16 protein-coding genes are annotated in these 17,317 nt (G+C 65.4%); 11 read left to right on the top strand and 5 right to left on the bottom strand.

Annotated features, from left to right (window positions below; genetic code table 11):
* The first annotated feature begins 36 nt into the window (after positions 1 to 36).
* The 4 genes from BOH68_RS12725 to BOH68_RS12740 all read left to right on the top strand — a co-directional run bounded on the left by BOH68_RS12725 (position 37) and on the right by BOH68_RS12740 (position 4,043).
* Positions 37 to 594 carry a TRAP transporter small permease gene (locus BOH68_RS12725; RefSeq protein WP_077374836.1) on the top strand — a complete coding sequence of 186 codons (558 nt, stop codon included), beginning with the start codon at positions 37 to 39 and terminating at the stop codon, positions 592 to 594.
* Position 595: 1 nt separating this feature from the next.
* Complete coding sequence (locus BOH68_RS12730) at positions 596 to 1,900, top strand: TRAP transporter large permease (protein ID WP_077374839.1); 1,305 nt, start codon at positions 596 to 598, stop codon at positions 1,898 to 1,900.
* A 197-nt stretch (positions 1,901 to 2,097) separates the two neighbouring features.
* Complete coding sequence (locus BOH68_RS12735) at positions 2,098 to 3,189, top strand: FecCD family ABC transporter permease (RefSeq protein ID WP_170877390.1); 1,092 nt, start codon at positions 2,098 to 2,100, stop codon at positions 3,187 to 3,189.
* A complete protein-coding gene (locus BOH68_RS12740; RefSeq protein ID WP_077374842.1) occupies positions 3,186 to 4,043 on the top strand; it encodes an ABC transporter ATP-binding protein in 858 nt (285 codons plus the stop codon). The genes BOH68_RS12735 and BOH68_RS12740 overlap by 4 nt, the downstream gene beginning before the upstream one ends.
* Positions 4,044 to 4,168: 125 nt before the next feature.
* On the opposite strand, the gene BOH68_RS12745 is transcribed toward BOH68_RS12740, so the two are convergent.
* From BOH68_RS12745 to BOH68_RS12755, 3 genes are all read right to left on the bottom strand, one after another.
* The gene (locus BOH68_RS12745) at positions 4,169 to 4,333 is read right to left on the bottom strand and encodes a hypothetical protein (RefSeq protein ID WP_167592973.1); all 165 of its coding nucleotides are present in this window, start codon (positions 4,331 to 4,333) and stop codon (positions 4,169 to 4,171) included.
* Between the two features lie 181 nt (positions 4,334 to 4,514).
* Positions 4,515 to 6,092 carry a glycine betaine ABC transporter substrate-binding protein gene (locus BOH68_RS12750; RefSeq protein WP_219815781.1) on the bottom strand — a complete coding sequence of 526 codons (1,578 nt, stop codon included), beginning with the start codon at positions 6,090 to 6,092 and terminating at the stop codon, positions 4,515 to 4,517.
* Positions 6,089 to 6,829 (bottom strand): ATP-binding cassette domain-containing protein, encoded by a 741-nt coding sequence (locus tag BOH68_RS12755; RefSeq protein WP_077374845.1) that lies wholly within the window; start codon positions 6,827 to 6,829, stop codon positions 6,089 to 6,091. The genes BOH68_RS12750 and BOH68_RS12755 overlap by 4 nt, the downstream gene beginning before the upstream one ends.
* Before the next feature lie 419 nt (positions 6,830 to 7,248).
* Between BOH68_RS12755 and BOH68_RS12760 the strand changes: the two genes are divergently transcribed.
* From BOH68_RS12760 to BOH68_RS12785, 6 genes are all read left to right on the top strand, one after another.
* Positions 7,249 to 8,418, top strand: a complete 1,170-nt coding sequence (locus BOH68_RS12760) for an isovaleryl-CoA dehydrogenase (protein WP_077374848.1) — start codon at positions 7,249 to 7,251, stop codon at positions 8,416 to 8,418.
* Between the two features lie 42 nt (positions 8,419 to 8,460).
* Positions 8,461 to 10,068: a carboxyl transferase domain-containing protein gene (locus BOH68_RS12765; RefSeq protein ID WP_077374851.1), complete on the top strand. Its 1,608-nt coding sequence runs from the start codon at positions 8,461 to 8,463 to the stop codon at positions 10,066 to 10,068.
* Between the two features lie 83 nt (positions 10,069 to 10,151).
* Entirely contained in the window at positions 10,152 to 10,970 is an 819-nt protein-coding gene (locus BOH68_RS12770) for an enoyl-CoA hydratase-related protein (protein ID WP_077374854.1), read from the top strand.
* Between the two features lie 106 nt (positions 10,971 to 11,076).
* Positions 11,077 to 13,338 (top strand): acetyl/propionyl/methylcrotonyl-CoA carboxylase subunit alpha, encoded by a 2,262-nt coding sequence (locus BOH68_RS12775; RefSeq protein ID WP_077374857.1) that lies wholly within the window; start codon positions 11,077 to 11,079, stop codon positions 13,336 to 13,338.
* Between the two features lie 6 nt (positions 13,339 to 13,344).
* A complete protein-coding gene (locus BOH68_RS12780; protein ID WP_077374860.1) occupies positions 13,345 to 14,256 on the top strand; it encodes a hydroxymethylglutaryl-CoA lyase in 912 nt (303 codons plus the stop codon).
* 213 nt (positions 14,257 to 14,469) lie between these two features.
* Complete coding sequence (locus tag BOH68_RS12785; RefSeq protein WP_077374863.1) at positions 14,470 to 14,805, top strand: zinc ribbon domain-containing protein YjdM; 336 nt, start codon at positions 14,470 to 14,472, stop codon at positions 14,803 to 14,805.
* A 150-nt stretch (positions 14,806 to 14,955) separates the two neighbouring features.
* Here the strand turns inward: BOH68_RS12785 and BOH68_RS12790 are convergent, their stop codons facing one another.
* Positions 14,956 to 15,321, bottom strand: a complete 366-nt coding sequence (locus tag BOH68_RS12790; RefSeq protein ID WP_077374866.1) for a hypothetical protein — start codon at positions 15,319 to 15,321, stop codon at positions 14,956 to 14,958.
* Positions 15,322 to 15,788: 467 nt separating this feature from the next.
* Between BOH68_RS12790 and BOH68_RS12795 the strand changes: the two genes are divergently transcribed.
* Positions 15,789 to 16,559 (top strand): SDR family oxidoreductase, encoded by a 771-nt coding sequence (locus tag BOH68_RS12795; protein WP_077374869.1) that lies wholly within the window; start codon positions 15,789 to 15,791, stop codon positions 16,557 to 16,559.
* Between the two features lie 123 nt (positions 16,560 to 16,682).
* Here the strand turns inward: BOH68_RS12795 and trxC are convergent, their stop codons facing one another.
* Positions 16,683 to 17,120: a thioredoxin TrxC gene (gene trxC, locus BOH68_RS12800; RefSeq protein ID WP_077374872.1), complete on the bottom strand. Its 438-nt coding sequence runs from the start codon at positions 17,118 to 17,120 to the stop codon at positions 16,683 to 16,685.
* Positions 17,121 to 17,317: the final 197 nt, after the last annotated feature.

Below are 17,317 nucleotides of genomic sequence, written 5' to 3' on the forward strand. Positions count from 1 at the left end.
GCGTGGCCACCCTCACCTTCCCTGTGAGTGCATGTCATGACCTACTTCCTCGACAGACTCTATCGCCTCGGCGCGTGGGGTGCGGCAGCTTGCATGCTGCTGATCTGCACCCTGGTCAGCCTGCAGGTCTTCCTGCGCCTGATCGACGCCATCCTGGTGATGTTCGGTGCCGAACGTCTCGGTTTCGAGATCTCCGGCGTCTCGGAAATGGCCGCCTTCCTGCTGGTCGGCGCCACCTTCCTGAGCCTCGCCTATACCTTCACGCACCACGCGCACATCCGCGTGACGCTGGTCATCAATCGCCTGCCGCCCGCCGTGCGCGTGTGGGTCGAGAGCCTGGCGCTGCTGATCGCACTGAGCCTGAGCGTATTGATCACCCATGAACTGGTGCTGCTGGTCGGCGAGAGCCTCGAGTACCACGACATTTCCTCCGGCCTGCTGGCCCTGCCGCTGTGGATTCCGCAGAGCGTGCTGGTCGCCGGTACCGGCCTTCTGTGCCTGGCGATTCTCGAGACACTGATCGCCACGCTGCGCACCGCCTTCACCGCGCCTTCACGCTACGTGGCGCCCGAGCCCGAAGACGGAGCCGAATGACATGCTGACACTCATCCTCGTCACTCTGCTGGCCCTCGCCTTGCTGCTCGGCGGCGGCGTGTGGGTCGCGTTCTCGCTGATCGGCACCGGCTGGATCGTGCTGACCTTCTTCTCCAGCTTCGAGACCGGCCCGATCCTGGCCTCGGACTTCTGGGGTGCCAGCTACGGCTGGGACCTGACCGCCCTGCCGATGTTCGTGTGGATGGGCGAGATCCTGTTCCGCTCCGGACTCGCCGACAACATGTTCCGCGCGCTGGCACCGTGGCTCAATCGCCTGCCGGGCCGCCTGCTGCACTCCAACATCATCGGCAGCGGTCTGTTCGCCGCCGTGTGCGGCTCCTCCGCCGCCACCTGTGCCACCGTCGGCAAGATGACCCTGCCGGAGCTTGAGCGTCGCGGCTACGACAGCAACCTGGCCATCGGTACCCTCGCCAGCGCCTCGACCCTCGGTCTGCTGATTCCGCCGTCGATCATGATGATCGTCTACGGCGTGGTCACCGAGCAGTCCATCTCGCGCCTGTTCATCGCCGGTGTCCTGCCGGGCATGCTGCTGCTGGCCCTGTTCATGGGCTATCTGGCGATCTGGTCGAAGGTCGTCGGTGAGCCGCAGGGCCGCGCCGGCCATGATGAGCCGCACATGAGCTTCATGGCCAAGCTGCGCAACAGCGCCCAGTTGATTCCGCTGCTGGCACTGATCGGCGGCATCCTCGGCAGCATCTACGGTGGCCTGGCGTCACCGACGGAAGCGGCGGCGGTCGGCGTGGTGCTGTCGCTGATCATCGCGCGACTCAATGGCCACATGAGCGCCGCCACCTTCAAGGAATCGCTGTTCGCGGCGCTGCGCACCTCATGCATGATCGCCTTCATCATCGCCGGTGCCTCCTTCCTGTCCTCCGCGATGAGCTTCACCCAGATTCCGATGCAACTGGCCGAAGGCATCGCCACCCTGGGGCTGTCGCCGACCATGCTGCTGGTGGTACTGACACTGTTCCTGCTGATCCTGGGCTGCTTCCTGGATGGCATCTCGCTGATCCTGCTGGTGACCTCCATCATCATGCCGGTCATCGAAGCCGCCGGTTTCGACCTGATCTGGTTCGGGATCTACCTGATCATCGTGGTCGAGATGTCGCAGATCACCCCGCCGGTGGGCTTCAACCTGTTCGTGATCCAGAGCCTGACCGGCAAGGACATCATCACCATCACCAAGGCGACGCTGCCGTTCTTCCTGTTGATGATCTTCTCCATCGTGCTGATGCACCTCTTCCCGGAAATCGTGCTCTATCTGCCCCAGGCCATGAACGGCTGATCCGGCCCTCCACGTCCCCGACGCACTGTCACGGCAGACAGATCCCCTCCCGGGACGTCGTCCTCTTCCAGACCTCCCTTCGGGGAGGTCTTTTTCGTGGCTTCTCCTTCCCACGCCAAGTCGCTAGGCTTGTGACACGCAAGCGCTTCAGGCTGCCGCCCGTGCTTCACACTGACACGCCACCGCCGGACCTCACCGTGCCCGACTCCCTGACTTCTCCCGTCACCTCACCCATCGCCGACTGGCGCCGTCGAAAGCGCCATGGGGCCCTGTGGCTCTGGACCAGTGGCCTCGCGGTCCTGGCCGCCTGCCTGCTGGATATCAGCCAGGGCAGTGGCGAGCTGCCCTTGGCACGTCTGCTGCCCGCACTGTGGCAGAGCGAAGCGAACGATCCGCTCGCCCACGCCATCCTCTGGCAACTGCGCCTGCCCATCGCGCTGATGGCGGTGACCGTCGGCGCCTCACTGGCCATGGCCGGTGCCCAGATGCAGACCCTGCTGCACAACCCGCTGGCCGACCCCTTCACGCTGGGAGTCTCGGCGGCGGCCAGCGTCGGTGCCGGGCTTGGCCTGATCCTGCATCTCGACCTCGTGCAGCTGGTGCTGCCCTCATGGCAGAGCCTCGCAGGCGCAGGGCTTGGGGTCACGCTGAATGCCTTCCTCTTCGCGCTGGGGGCCTCGCTGGTGCTGTGGAGCGCACAGCGCCTGCCCGGCGTCGGCGTACAGACTCTGGTACTGCTGGGCATCGCGCTGATGTTCTTCTTCAATGCCCTGCTGGGCGTGCTGCAGTTCGTCGCCTCGCCCGAGGCATTGCAGCAGCTGATCTTCTGGTCGATGGGCAGCCTCGAGCGCAGCAGCTGGTCACGCCTGGCCGTGTTGAGCCTGGTGATCGCGCTGTGTGCGGTGGTCTTTCATCGTCGACGCAGCGAGCTGACCGCCCTGAGCCTGGGGGAAGCCCAGGCCCGTGCGCTGGGCGTGGACGTGCGCCGCCTGCGTCTGAGCGGCCTGATGTGCACGGCGCTTCTGACCGCCACCGCCGTCTCGTTCGTCGGCAGCATCGGCTTCATCGGCCTGGTCGCGCCCCACATCGCCCGCCTGCTGGTAGGTGAACAGCAACAGCGCCTGCTGCCCCTCTCGGCGCTGATCGGCGCCCTGCTGCTGTCGCTGACCTCGATCCTCAGCCGTTCGCTCATCCCCGGCGTGCTGCTGCCACTGGGCATGATCACCGCGTTGATCGGTCTGCCCTTCTTCGTCAGCCTGACGCTCAAGCGCCGAGGACACGACGGATGAACCAGCGACATGACGCGCCCACCGCCGAATCCGACGCGCCAGCCCGCCTCGCGCAGTCTCGCGACGAAGGCGCTCTCGATGGCCAGGGGCTCGTGCTTCAGGATCTCAGCGTCCTGCGCGGGGGGCATCCGGTGCTGGACATGCCGGGCACGCTGCGCGCTCGCCGTGGCGAGCTGACCGCCCTGCTCGGCCCGAACGGTGCCGGAAAATCGACCCTGTTGCAGACGATCGCCGGGCTGCTGCCGGCCAGCGGCCAGCTGTGTCTCGACGGGGAGGCACTGGCGTCCCTCACGCCACGCCAGCGCGCGGCACGTATCGGCTACCTGCCGCAGCTCAGTGAAGGCGGCGCGATGCTTGAGGTCTTCGAGTCGTTGCTGCTGGCGAGACGCCTGGCCGGCCATCTGGACGAGCAGGCCAATCTGCGCCACTGCGAGGCGCTGGTCAGCGCACTGGAGCTGGCCCCGCTGGCCTCCCGACGACTCGGGCAGCTTTCCGGCGGACAGCGCCAGCGTGTCGCCATCGCGCAGGCGCTGGTACGCGAGCCGGCGCTGCTGATGCTGGATGAACCCACCAGCGCCCTGGACCTGCACTTCCAGCTGGCGGTGCTCGACTGGCTTGGCCGCGATGCCCGCGACCGTCAGCGCATCGTGATCGTCGCGCTGCATGACCTGAGCCTGGCCGCGCGGCATGCCGCCCAGCTCTGGCTGCTGGATCGCGGGCGTCTGGCGGCCAGCGGCCCGCCGCGCGAGGTACTGAGCGTCGAGCGACTGCGCGAGGTCTACGCCATCGAGGCACGGGTCGACTGGCCAGAGGATGGCAGCCCGCCCGCCATCGTGGCCCTTCGCGCACTCTAGGCCTGCCAGCTCTTCCCGTTCTTCCAGCCCAGCCGCCTCTTGCCTTCTGGCGAAGACAAAAAAAACCGCCCCCGACGCATGCGTCGGAGGCGGTTCTTCACGGGGCCATCAGCCCTCACGCAGACTCAGGACAGGTGGGAGGCCTGAGAGCCGGTGTCGATCATGCCGTGCTGCTGGCCGCCACCATGACCGCCGCCGTGGCCGCCATGACCATGATCGAACAGACCACAGCCGCCGAGTGCCAGTGTGGCCGCGACCAGCGCGATCGGGAACAGATTCTTGATACGCATGAGACGTCTCCAATTCAAGGTTCGCTACACAAGACTCCCGTCAGCGAGTCTTCACTATGGCGTTCACTCTACTCACATCGGTGGCCAACGATAATCCTGCGCAACGCCTTTCCTTGATTGCTGCACACCGTGTACAACAATCGCGACGGGCCTGTCTGGGTTTTTCCGGCCCCCGTCCAGGTCAACGAGCCTTGAGCCCGCGCATATGCGCCGGAATCACCATGCGCTCGAACAACTCGAACAACAGCTCCGCGCAGATGGCCAGCAGCGCCGCCGGAATCGCGCCGTACAGCACCAGATCATAGTCGTTGAGCGAAAGCCCCGTGACGATGGGTTCGCCCAGCCCGCCCGCGCCGATGAAGGCCGCCAGGGTCGCGGTACCGATGTTGATGATGGCGGCGGTCTTGATCCCCGTCAGCAGATTGGGCGTCGCCAGCGGCAGGATGACGTGACGCAGCTGCTCACGGCGCGTCAGCCCCATCCCGCGCGCCACCTTGACCAGCAGCGGGTCCACCGTCAGCAGTGCGGTGATGGCCGCGCGGATGATCGGCAGCAGGGAGTAGACGAACAGCGCGATCACCGCCGGCACCACCCCGATCCCGAACAGCGGAATCATCAACGCCAGCAGCGCGATGGAGGGGATGGTCTGCAGCAGGCCGGTGACGTAGAGCACGACCCGCGAGACCTTCGGATTGCGGTAGACCAGCAGTGACAACGGCAGACCGACCAGACACGCCAGCAGCAGCGCGGACAGCGTCAACTGCAGATGCTCGATGAGATTGGTACCGAGCTTGTCCCACTTGGCGCCACTGACTTCGCGTTGCTCGGTGGTGATGCCCTGATCCTGAATGAAGCGGCTGGCCACCTGGGCGAAGCTCTGCTCCTCGGTGGAGACCTCGGCATTCAGCGCCTGCATGCTGTCCTCATCGAGACTGCCCGCCAGCTGATCCAGCGCCGCGACAGCCTTCTCCGGCAAGGCGGCATTCACGAAGGGCACCGCCAGATACTCGGGGAAATAGCCCTGGTCGTCGTCGAGCAGCACGAAGTCGAAGCGCTGGATGTCACCCTCGGTGGAGTAGGCATCGGTGGCGTCGATCTTGCTCTCGCGCAGCGCCTGATAGGCGATGCCGTGTTCGATGCCACGGGGCACCTGCGGCAGCGCGTAGGCATCCGCCAGCCCCGGCCAGCCATCCGAGCGCTTGATGAACTCATGCGACATCGCGATCGAGAGCTCCGGGTGATCCGCCAGATCACCGATCGTCCTGATGCCCAGCGACTCGGCCTGCTCACGCCGCATGCTCACGGCATAGGTATTGTTGAAGCCCAGTGGCTTGAGCACCCTGAGCCCCCGTTCACGACTCAGAGCATCGAGGTTGTCGAGCGGCGGCACGCTGTCCAGATTGAGGATGGCGTGCGCCAGGGTGCCGGTGTACTCGGGATAGACATCCAGCTCCCCCTCCGCCAGCCCCTGATAGGTGATGATGGTCTGCCCCAGCCCGAGACGACGCTCGACCGTGAAGCCGGCATCCTCGAGTACCTGGGCGAAGATCTCGCCGAGCAGATGGCCTTCGCGATCCGCCTTGGAGCCCACCACGATGGGCTTGTCCTCGGGCCATGCCGCGGCTTCCTCTTCCGCGCTGGCAAGCGGGCTGCTCACCAGGGCCCCCAGACTCGCCAGCGCCAGGCCGGCGATCATCAGCGCGCCGGACAGCCCGCGGCGCGAACGTTGCAGGACGGGAGTCGTCATCAGCATCTTCATGCGCGTGCCTCCAGCAGTCGGGCCACGCGCTCATCCGCAGGCGCCCTGGCGATCGTCTCGGGACTGGCAGCCTGCAGCACCACGCCGGGTGCCATCACCACCATGTGGTCGGACAGACTCAGCGCCTCATTCATGTCATGGGTCACCATCACCACGCTGCGCGGCTCTTCCTGCTGCATGCGCTGGAACTGGGCATGCACCTCGATGCGCGTGATCGGGTCCACCGCCGAGAAGGCCTCATCGAGCAGCAGCAGCGGAGGCTCCAGCATCATCGCGCGACACAGGCCGACCCGCTGCGCCTGCCCGCCGGAAATCTCATGCGGATAACGCGTCAACAGCGCCAGATCCAGGTCCATCATCTGGAATAGCCGCGTGATGCGCGCCTTGACCCTGTCCGCCGTCCAACCTTCGCGGTCCGCCAGAATGGCGATGTTGTCGCGCACGCTGAGGTGCGGAAACAGGCCGATCTGCTGGACGGCGTAGCCGATGCGTCTGCGCATGGCGGGCAGATTGGCATAGTCCACCCCCTTGCCGAAGACCTGTACCTCGCCGCTGTCCGGACGTATCAGCCCGTTGATCAGCTGCAGCAAGGTGGACTTCCCGCAGCCACTGGCACCGACCAGCGCGGTAATACGATCACGCGGCAGTTCGAGGTCGATGCCTTCGAACAATCGCTGACCCGAAAAGCCCTTGTGCAGATCGCGAAAGCGAACCGCCGGGGCGCGAGCATCACTCATCGAGAAGATCCTTCTTGCAGGTGAGAGGTGGGCAACGATGACGGCGCCTGCCCGTCGGTCAGGCCTTTTGCCTGCCATTCAGATTAACAGTGACACGCAGGTCAGGCGACTCTGGTCACGGCGTGGTGCCGGCGTGAGTGCCGGCCAGAGTATCAGCGTGAGTGCCCGCGCACTCACAAGGGCCAGCACACGTCAGCTGACACTGCCTGCGACCTTGGTCAAAGCGCATGATGATAACCTTTACGTTAACGTCAACTTTACTCTAGAGTGATTCCAGAGCCACCTCAGGCGGGCTGTCACTGACGAATCTCCCACCGCCTGCACCGGCCATGAACACTGCCTCGCCTGTCGCGTGGCTGCACGCACAGTCAAGACGCTCGAAGCGCTTCTCATCTCATCGCTGCAAAGGATGCCCGCTCATGCACAGCCTCTATACGCCGCTGGATTTCGGACTCGACGAGACACACACCCTGCTGCGTGAGCAGATCAATGCCTTTGCCCGCGACGAGATCGCACCACGCGCCGCGGAGATCGACGCCAGCAATGCCTTCCCCGATGACCTGTGGCAGAAGTTCGGCGACATGGGCCTGCTGGGCATCACCGTCCCCGAGGAAGATGGCGGCAGTGGCATGGGCTATCTGGCGCACTGCATCGCCATGGAAGAGATCTCGCGGGCCAGTGCCTCGGTGGCGCTGTCCTATGGGGCCCACTCCAACCTGTGCGTCAACCAGATCAAGCTCAACGGCAGCGCGGAGCAGAAGGCGCGCTACCTGCCCAGGCTGATGAGCGGTGAGCATGTCGGTGCCCTGGCGATGTCAGAGCCCGGCGCAGGCTCAGACGTGGTCTCGATGAAGCTCAAGGCCGAGAAGCGCGGTGACCACTACGTGCTCAACGGCAACAAGATGTGGATCACCAATGGCCCGGATGCCCATACACTGGTCGTCTATGCCAAGACCGACCCGGACGCCGGCTCCAAGGGCATCACCGCCTTCATCATCGAACGCGACTTCCCCGGCTTCTCCACCGCGCAGAAGCTCGACAAGCTGGGCATGCGCGGCTCCAACACCTGCGAACTGGTCTTCCAGGACTGTCAGGTGCCGGCCGAGAACGTGCTCGGCGAGGTCAATCGCGGCGTGAAGGTCCTGATGCGTGGACTGGACTTCGAGCGCACCGTGCTCGCCGCCGGCCCCATCGGCATCATGCAGGCCTGCATGGACATCGTGGTGCCCTATCTGCATGAGCGCCGTCAGTTCGGCCAGGCGATCGGCGAGTTCCAGCTGGTGCAGGGCAAGATTGCCGACATGTACACCACGCTGAATGCCTGCCGCGCCTATCTCTACGCCGTGGCCGGCGCCTGTGACCGCGGCCAGACCTCGCGCAAGGACGCCGCCGGCGTCATTCTCTATTGCGCCGAGAAGGCCACCCAGATGGCGCTGGATGCCATCCAGCTGCTGGGCGGCAATGGCTACATCAACGAGTACGCCACCGGCCGTCTGCTGCGCGATGCCAAGCTCTACGAGATCGGTGCCGGCACCAGCGAGATACGCCGCATGCTGATCGGCCGCGAGCTGTTCAATGAAAGCGCATGACGCCCCACACCATCCGTTTCCCTTCGCTGATGGAGCTGCCGCATGGCCATTCTGACCTCCCTGATCAACCCGCGTAGCGACCAGTTCCGTGCCAATCATGCCGCGATGCAGGCCGAGGTCGAGCGCCTGCACCAGCTGCTGGACGGCGTCGCCGCCGGTGGTGGCGACAAGGCCCGCGAACGCCACGAATCGCGCGGCAAGCTGTTCGTGCGGGAACGTATCGACCACCTCATCGATGAGGGATCACCCTTCCTGGAGCTGTCGGCGCTGGCGGCGCATGACGTCTATGACAGCCCGGTGCCCGGCGCGGGGCTGGTCACCGGCATCGGCCGCGTCAGCGGTGTGGAATGCGTCATCGTCGCCAACGATGCCACCGTCAAGGGCGGCACCTATTTTCCGCTGACGGTGAAGAAGCACCTGCGCGCCCAGGAAGTGGCCCGCAAGCATCGCCTGCCCTGCCTCTACCTGGTGGACTCCGGTGGCGCGCATCTGCCCCATCAGGACGAGGTCTTCCCGGACCGGGATCACTTCGGCCGCATCTTCTACAACCAGGCGACGCTCTCCGCCGAAGGCATTCCGCAGATCGCCGTGGTGATGGGCTCATGCACCGCCGGTGGCGCCTACGTTCCGGCGATGGCCGATGAATCCATCATCGTGCGCGAGCAAGGCACCATCTTCCTCGCCGGCCCGCCGCTGGTGAAGGCGGCCACCGGCGAGGACATCAGCGCCGAGGCACTCGGTGGTGCCGAGGTGCACTGCAAGATCAGCGGCGTGGCCGATCACTTCGCCGACAATGACGCCCACGCCCTGCAACTGGCACGGCGAGCCGTCTCGCGCCTCAACTGGCAGCGCAAGGGGCAGCTCGCGCTGCGCGAATCCCGCCCACCTCGGCTGGACCCCAACGAGCTCTACGGCATCGTCGGCACGGACCTCAAGAAGCCCTACGACGTGCGCGAAGTGATCGGTCGGCTGGTGGATGATTCGGACTTCGATGAATTCAAGCGCTACTACGGCGAGACACTGGTGACCGGCTTCGCTCACCTGCACGGCCATCCGGTGGGCATCATCGCCAACAACGGCGTGCTGTTCTCGGAAAGTGCCGTCAAGGGCGCCCACTTCATCGAGCTGTGCGCCCAGCGCAAGATTCCGCTGATCTTCCTGCAGAACATCACCGGCTTCATGGTCGGCTCACGTTACGAGCACGAGGGCATCGCCAAGCACGGTGCCAAGCTGGTGACGGCGGTGGCCTGTGCCAGGGTCCCCAAGTTCACGGTGCTGATCGGCGGCAGTTTCGGCGCCGGCAACTACGGCATGTGTGGCCGCGCCTACGACCCCAACCTGCTGTTCATGTGGCCCAACGCACGCATCTCGGTGATGGGCGGCGAGCAGGCGGCCAACGTGCTGGCCCAGGTCAAGTATGAGCAGCATGCGCGGGAGGGCCGCGACTGGCCGCAACAGGCACAGGAGGACTTCAAGGCACCGGTGCGCGAACAATACGAGCATCAGGGCCACCCCTGCTATGCCAGCGCCAGACTCTGGGACGATGGCGTGATCGACCCGCTGCAGACCCGCGACATTCTCGGCCTGTCACTGGCCGCCGCGATGAATGCCGAGATAGAGGAGAGTCGCTTCGGTGTCTTCCGCATGTGATTCGCTCAACCAGAGAGACGCCCTGACAGCCGACTCATTGGATAAATGATGATCCATTGGCTAACTGATTGGACAAGGTGACGATGACTGAATTCTGCCGACTCGAGATCGACAAGCGCGGTGTCGCCACTCTGACCCTGGCGCGCCCCGAGGTGCACAACGCCTTCGATGACCGGTTGATCAAGGCGCTGAACGGCCATCTGACGCACCTGCACGCCCTGGCGAGTCAGGGCGAGGTACGCGTGATGGTGCTGGCCTCCGAAGGCAAGAGCTTCTCGGCCGGGGCCGACCTCAAGTGGATGCAGCGCATGGTCGAGTATTCGCGCGAGGATAACCTTGCCGATTCCCGGGAGCTTGCCCGCCTGATGCAGCTGCTCGATGAACTGCCCTGCCCCAGCGTGTGCCGCGTGCAGGGGGCCACCTTCGGCGGCGCCGTGGGTCTGGCGGCCTGCTGCGACATCGTGCTGGCGGCCGAACGCGCACGCTTCTGTCTCTCCGAGGTGCGCATCGGCCTGGCACCGGCGGTGATCAGCCCCTACGTGCAGCGCGCCATCGGCATGCGCCAGATGCGCCGCTATGCACTGACCGCGGAAGTCATCGATGCCCACACCGCCCACCAGCTGGGGCTGGTGCATGACGTGTGCAGTGATGAATTGCTGGAGGCGCGCGTCGCCGACATGGTGAGCACGCTGCTGGCGACCTCGCCCGAGGCCAGCCGCGCCACCAAGGCCCTGCTCGCCGAGGTGGCCGTCGCCGACGACGACACCCGGCGTCAGACACGCTGCTGTGAGGTGATCAGTCAGCTGAGGGTCAGTGAACAGGGACAGGCTGGACTGGCGGCATTCTTCGCCGGGACTCGCCCGCCCTGGGCGCCATCCGACGACGACAGCGCATCATCATGACGCGCCCTTCATCGACTCGCGGACAACGTCCTGAGCCACCCTCGGTCTTCTGCTGAGACACGCCTTGCGACCGCCCCCTTTTTCCACTTCGCCACGGGATCTTGCCATGAACGTCAATCGCGATACTGAACAGCGACTGCCCACCGGTTGCGGTGAGATCCGCAAGCTGCTGATCGCCAACCGAGGTGAGATAGCGGTCCGCGTGATGCGCACCGCTCGCGCCATGGGCATCCAGACCGTTGCGGTCTACTCCGATGCCGATGCCAATGCCCTGCACGTGCGGGAAGCCGACGAAGCCGTGCGCCTCGGCCCTGCCAGCGCCAGGGAGAGCTATCTGGATGTCGACAAGGTCATCGCGGCAGCCCGCCAATGTGGCGCCGATGCCGTGCACCCGGGCTATGGTTTCCTGTCCGAGAATGCCGGCTTCGTACGCGCCCTGGCCGAGGCCGGACTGATCTTCGTCGGCCCGCCGGAAAGTGCCATCGCGGCCATGGGCGACAAGTCGGCCGCCAAGGCGCGCATGCAGGCCGCCAGCGTGCCGTTGGTGCCCGGCTATCACGGCGATGACCAGAGTGACGCGCTACTGCAGTCCGAAGCCGACCGCATGGGCTACCCGGTCTTGATCAAGGCCTGTGCCGGCGGTGGCGGCAAGGGCATGCGCGTGGTCGAGCAGGCTCGGGAATTCCAGGCAGCGCTGGACAGCTGCCGACGCGAATCCCGCGCGGCCTTCGGCGACGAGCGCATGCTGATCGAGAAGTATCTGACCCAGCCGCGCCATGTCGAGGTGCAGGTGTTCTGTGACAGTCATGGCAGTGGCGTCTATCTGTTCGAGCGCGATTGCAGTGTCCAGCGTCGTCACCAGAAGGTGCTGGAAGAAGCCCCGGCGCCCGGCCTGACACCGGCACTGCGCCGCGAGATGGGCGAGGCCGCGGTACGCGCCGCACGGGAAATCGGCTACGTCGGCGCCGGTACCATCGAATTCCTGCTCGATGCCCCGCAGCCCGGCAGCGAAAGCCATGGCGCCTTCTACTTCATGGAGATGAATACTCGTCTGCAGGTCGAGCACCCCGTCACCGAGATGATCACCGGCGAGGACCTGGTCGAATGGCAACTGCGCATCGCGCGTGGCGAGCCACTGCCCCGCCAGCAGGATGAGCTTGAGCTCAAGGGTCACAGCTTCGAGGCGCGGCTCTATGCCGAGGACCCCGACAACGACTTCCTGCCGGCCACCGGTCTGCTGGAACGTTTCCGACTGGATCTCATCGGCGCCGGACTTGCCGGTGCCGAGGTCGAGAGCGCGCAACAGGCCTCCGGCTCGACGGCCCTCAAGGTGCGTCTGGACAGCGGCGTCGCCGAGGGCGATGACGTCTCAATGCATTACGACCCGATGCTGGCCAAGCTGATCACCTTCGGCCCGAGCCGTGAACAGGCACTCGATGCGTTGCTGCGTGCCCTGGCGGCGCTCGAGATCCGTGGTGTCACCACCAACCGTGCCTTCCTGACGCGACTGGCGGCGCATCCGGATTTCCGCGCCGCCCATCTGGATACCCGCTTCATCGAGCGTCACCACGCCAGTCTGTTTCCGACGCCTGAGCTGGACCCCGGCACGCTGGCGACGAGTGCCTTGCTGGCCCTGGCACGCCTCAATGACAGCGATGACGCGTCTGGCTCGTCCGCGCCGACCCAGCCCGCCAGCCCCTGGCAGCGCCGCGATGGCTGGCGCAATGGCACGCCCCACCAGGTGACGTTGGCGTTCTGCCTGCCCGGGGACGCCGAATGCGAGGAACACAGCGACAAGGTGGCTCAGGTCATCGCCCGCCGCCCGCGTGCCTCGGGCGGGCCCGCGAGCGTGAACGACGCCCCTCTGCCTGCCTCGGGCTGGCAGCTGGAAGTGAGTACCCACTCTCACGGGAAGCGCCAGACGACAAGCCTTGATGGCCACCTGTCGCGTCTTGCCGGCAATGCCATCGCCGTGACGCTGGACGGGCACCGTCGTCGCTATCAGGCCAGTCACGCCCCGGCGCGTGGCGGCGAGCTGCTGGTGCTGACCTGCGCGCAGAGCAGCGACGCACTCCCGTCCGAGTCACGCCTGCTGTGGCGCCGCGCGGACGCCGTCGACCACGCGCAGCATGAGACCCAAGCGACCCTCAACGCCCCGATGAATGGCACCGTGGTCGCCCAGCTGGTCGAGGCTGGCGTCGCGGTGACGGCCGGCACGCCCTTGATGGTGATGGAGGCCATGAAGATGGAGCACACCATGAACGCGCCCGCCGATGGTCAGGTCGCGCAGTTCCACTTCCGTGCCGGCGACAGCGTCACCCAGGGTGACGTGCTGCTGGAATTCACGGCTGACGACGCCAAGGAGTGAGTGAGCATGCACTTTCCTGACAGCGTACGCATCGTCGAGGTCGGCGCGCGTGATGGCCTGCAGAACGAGCCCGCCCATGTCGATACGACGACCAAGCTGGAACTGATCCGGCGCCTTGCCGACTCGGGCCTGCGCCATGTCGAAGCCGCCAGTTTCGTCTCCCCCCGCTGGGTACCCCAGATGGCGGACCATCGCGAGATCATGCTGGCACTGGCCGAGCATGACACCCGCGGAGTGACTACTTACTCCGCCCTCACTCCCAATCTCAAGGGGCTGGACGCGGCGCTTGAGTGTGGCGTGCGTGAGGTGGCGGTGTTCGGTGCGGCCAGCGAGTCCTTCTCGCAGCGCAACATCAACTGCTCGATCGCGGAATCTCTCCAGCGCTTCGCCCCCGTGATGGCGCGTGCAGCGGCAGCCGGCGTGCGTGTGCGCGGCTACGTGTCCTGCGTGCTGGGCTGCCCCTACGAGGGCGAGATTGCCCCTGAGCAGGTCGCGGCGGTCGCGCGTGAGCTGCGTGACATGGGCTGTCATGAAGTCTCGCTGGGGGACACCATCGGCACCGGCACCCCGCTCAAGGCCAAGCAGATGCTGGAACGCGTCAGCCGCGAGGTGCCGGTCGAACGCCTCGCCGCCCACTTCCACGACACCTATGGGCAAGCGCTTGCCAACCTCTACGCGGTGATGGAAGAAGGCATCGCGGTGATCGACAGCTCAGTGGCCGGACTGGGGGGCTGTCCCTATGCCAAGGGGGCCTCGGGCAATGTCGCCACCGAGGATGTGCTCTATCTGCTGCAGGGAATGGGCATCGACACTGGCGTGGATCTGGCACGCCTGGCCGCAACCGGCGACTGGATCAGCCGCAAGCTAGGGCGCCCCAATGGCTCACGCGTCGGCCAGGCTCTGATGGCGAACGGCTGATGGCGAACGGCTGATGGCGAGCGGGGAAGGTTGCCGCCGGAATTGCGACCAAGCGCCGCAGCAGCGGGCCATCTGCCCGCAATCGGTGTAGGCTTGCCGGCTTCCGCGCACCGCTTGAGCCCGATGCGCGCCTTTCCATCGCATGTCCTTGCCTTGAGCGCCGCGCACCCCGCAGGCGCACGACACAAGCGGGACAGACTTCAGGACACCGAGATGAGCGCCCTCCCCAACTGCCCGGCCTGCAATTCCGAATTCACCTACGACGACGGCATGCAGTTCGTCTGCCCGGAGTGTGCCCACGAGTGGTCCAAGGAGGCCGTCGTCGAGGACACCGGGCCGGTCTATCGTGATGCCAACGGCAACGAGCTGGTGGATGGCGACACCGTCACCGTGATCAAGGACCTGAAGATCAAGGGCACCTCCTCCGTGGTCAAGGTCGGGACCAAGGTCAAGAACATCCGCCTGATCGAAGGGGACCACGACATCGACTGCAAGGTGGATGGCGTCGGCCCGATGAAGCTCAAGTCCATGTTCGTGAAGAAGGCCTGAGCGGTTCGAGTGCCTCTGGCGACACCAGAGAAGCGTCATGAGCCATGAACCATGAGCCATGAACCATGAAGCCCCGCCAGAGTCTGCTCTGGCGGGGCTTCATGCGCTGATGCTCCAAGACACCCGCTCTCGCCGGGGGTCCGTGAGCACTCACTGCTTGGGAGTCGGCTTGTCCAGGGGCGTGACGTTGGAAATCTCGATCAGCCGTTGCCCACCCACCTTGAATTCGAAACGACCGCTGATCTGGACTTCGCGCCCGAGATAGGCACCGATGCGTTCGGGGGGGTGCAGCTCGATACGCTGCTGCCCGGCGCCTTCCAGCCAATAGCGCTCCGGCACCTGCTCACTGCGTATCCTGCCCTGCACGGCCACCTGCTCGCCCTGCCAGGCCTCCGAGTGCTCGAGCAGCGTGGTGACACTGGCAGGGCGCGGCGCACCCAGCTCGTCACAGCCGCTCGCCAGCGCCAGCAGCATCGCCACGCCCACCATCAGTCCGCGTTGCCTGTGATCCTTCATGTTCGTTCCTCATGTCGCTGCCCATTTCCCGTGATGGGCAGCGCTCCTGAAAATTCGGGGATGGCGTCTTTCAGGCAATCCTGTCGCGCAGGGGTTCCCGTCCCCTGACACGGCCAGACGACGGATCACCACTCGCGAGGGGGTAAATGCGAAGTTCCGAATACTTCAGTGCCAAGTGTGACAGCTGTTAGACGAAGCGATAAGTCGCCAAGGCGGACAGACCAACAGAATCAGCCAGTCTCATCAGGTCGTCGCGTCTGCCACGGGGCACTCGACCAGTAGCTGGCATGATGGCAATGTCTCGTCACGTCATGCTTTCGCATGCCCCGCTTGTCATCCTCTCAATCAGGACACAGGTCAGGGTCGCCATGTCGAAGGCCGGCGCCACGTCGGAAACGACGTGGCAGACCCGGCAGGACGAGAGACCATGAAGGACATTCCCCACCCAGAACGCAAGAGACTTCACGATGATGACACGCAAAGTGGCCTATATCACCGGCGGTGCCCAGGGAATCGGACGCGGCATCAGTGACTACCTGCTCGCCCATGGCTGGCGAGTCGCGGTGGTGGATATCGACGCCCGGGCGGGCGAGCAGTATCTGGCGAGTCACGCCGCGACCCACGGCGAGCCGGACAGCCTGCGCGTCGAGGCCGTGGATGTGCGCAATGAAGACGCCGTCGCCGCCAGCATCGCGACCACCTGCCAGGCCTTCGGGCGCCTGGACGCCGTGATCAACAACGCCGCGATCGCCGACCCCTTCCAGGGCAAGCTCGAGGGACTGTCCCTTGAACGCTGGCATCAGGTACTGGATACCAGCCTGACCAGCAGCTTCCTGACCGCCAAGCACGCCGCGCGCCATCTGCGCGAGACCGGCGGCAGCATCGTCAATCTGGCCTCCAGCCGCGCCCTGCAATCCGAGCCGGATACCGAGGCCTACGCCGCCAGCAAGGGCGGAATCGTCGCCCTCACCCACGCCATGGCGATGAGCCTGGGGCCGGAGATTCGCGTCAATGCGGTCAGTCCAGGCTGGATCGATGCAAGCCACCTGCAGAAGGACGGTGAGGCGGAGTCGCTGAGTGACGAAGACCACGCCCAGCATCCCGTCGGACGCGTCGGCCATGTCGATGACATCGCCGCGCTGGTGGCCTTCCTCATCTCGGAAAAGGCCGGCTTCATCACCGGTCAGAATCATGTCGTCGATGGCGGCATGACCCGCAAGATGGTTTACGCCGACTGATACGACAAGGCCGACTGAGACGACAACGCCTGACGCGATTGCACGTCAGGCGTTGTCAGTTCTTGAGCTGCGTCCGGGTTTCCCTGAACGCTCAACTGCGGACTTCGCGCGCGCGGGCCGTGGTCACACCGCGTGCGGTGCCAGCCACTGCTTGAGCTGACCGGCCTGCATCACGCCGGATTCGCGCGCCAGCTCCTTGCCCTGCTTCATCACCAGCAGGGTCGGGATGCTGCGAATGCCGAAACGACCGGCCAGCGCCTGCTGGGCTTCGGTGTCGATCTTGGCGAAGCGCACGCGGGTACCCATCTGCGCCGCGACCTCATTGAAGATCGGCCCCATCATCTTGCACGGACCGCACCAGCTGGCCCAGAAGTCGATCACCACCGGCATCTCGCTGCGCGTGACCAGTGCCTCGAAGTTGGCGCTGGTCAGTTCCAGCGGCTCCTGGGGCAGCACGGCGGCGCTGCACTTGCCGCAGACGGGATTGTCATCCAGACGCGCGGTGGCCACACGATTGAGGGCAAGACATTGCGGACAGGCCAGCACGAGGGATTCAGACATGATCGGACTCCAGAAGAATGGGGATGCGGCGCGCTGCGCTGACGACTCAGCGTCAGACACGTACCGATAGCGCAGATCATACGACTCGTGGGCCGATAAGCAATTGAGGCATCTTATCGCCCTGATTGGCTGGCTGTATCAGCCGCTCACGGGCTGACATCTGCCCCCTCGGGATATTCCCTCATCAACGACACGGG

Origin of the sequence: Cobetia sp. MM1IDA2H-1 (assembly GCF_002916775.2) — a bacterium.
Taxonomy (GTDB): domain Bacteria; phylum Pseudomonadota; class Gammaproteobacteria; order Pseudomonadales; family Halomonadaceae; genus Cobetia; species Cobetia marina.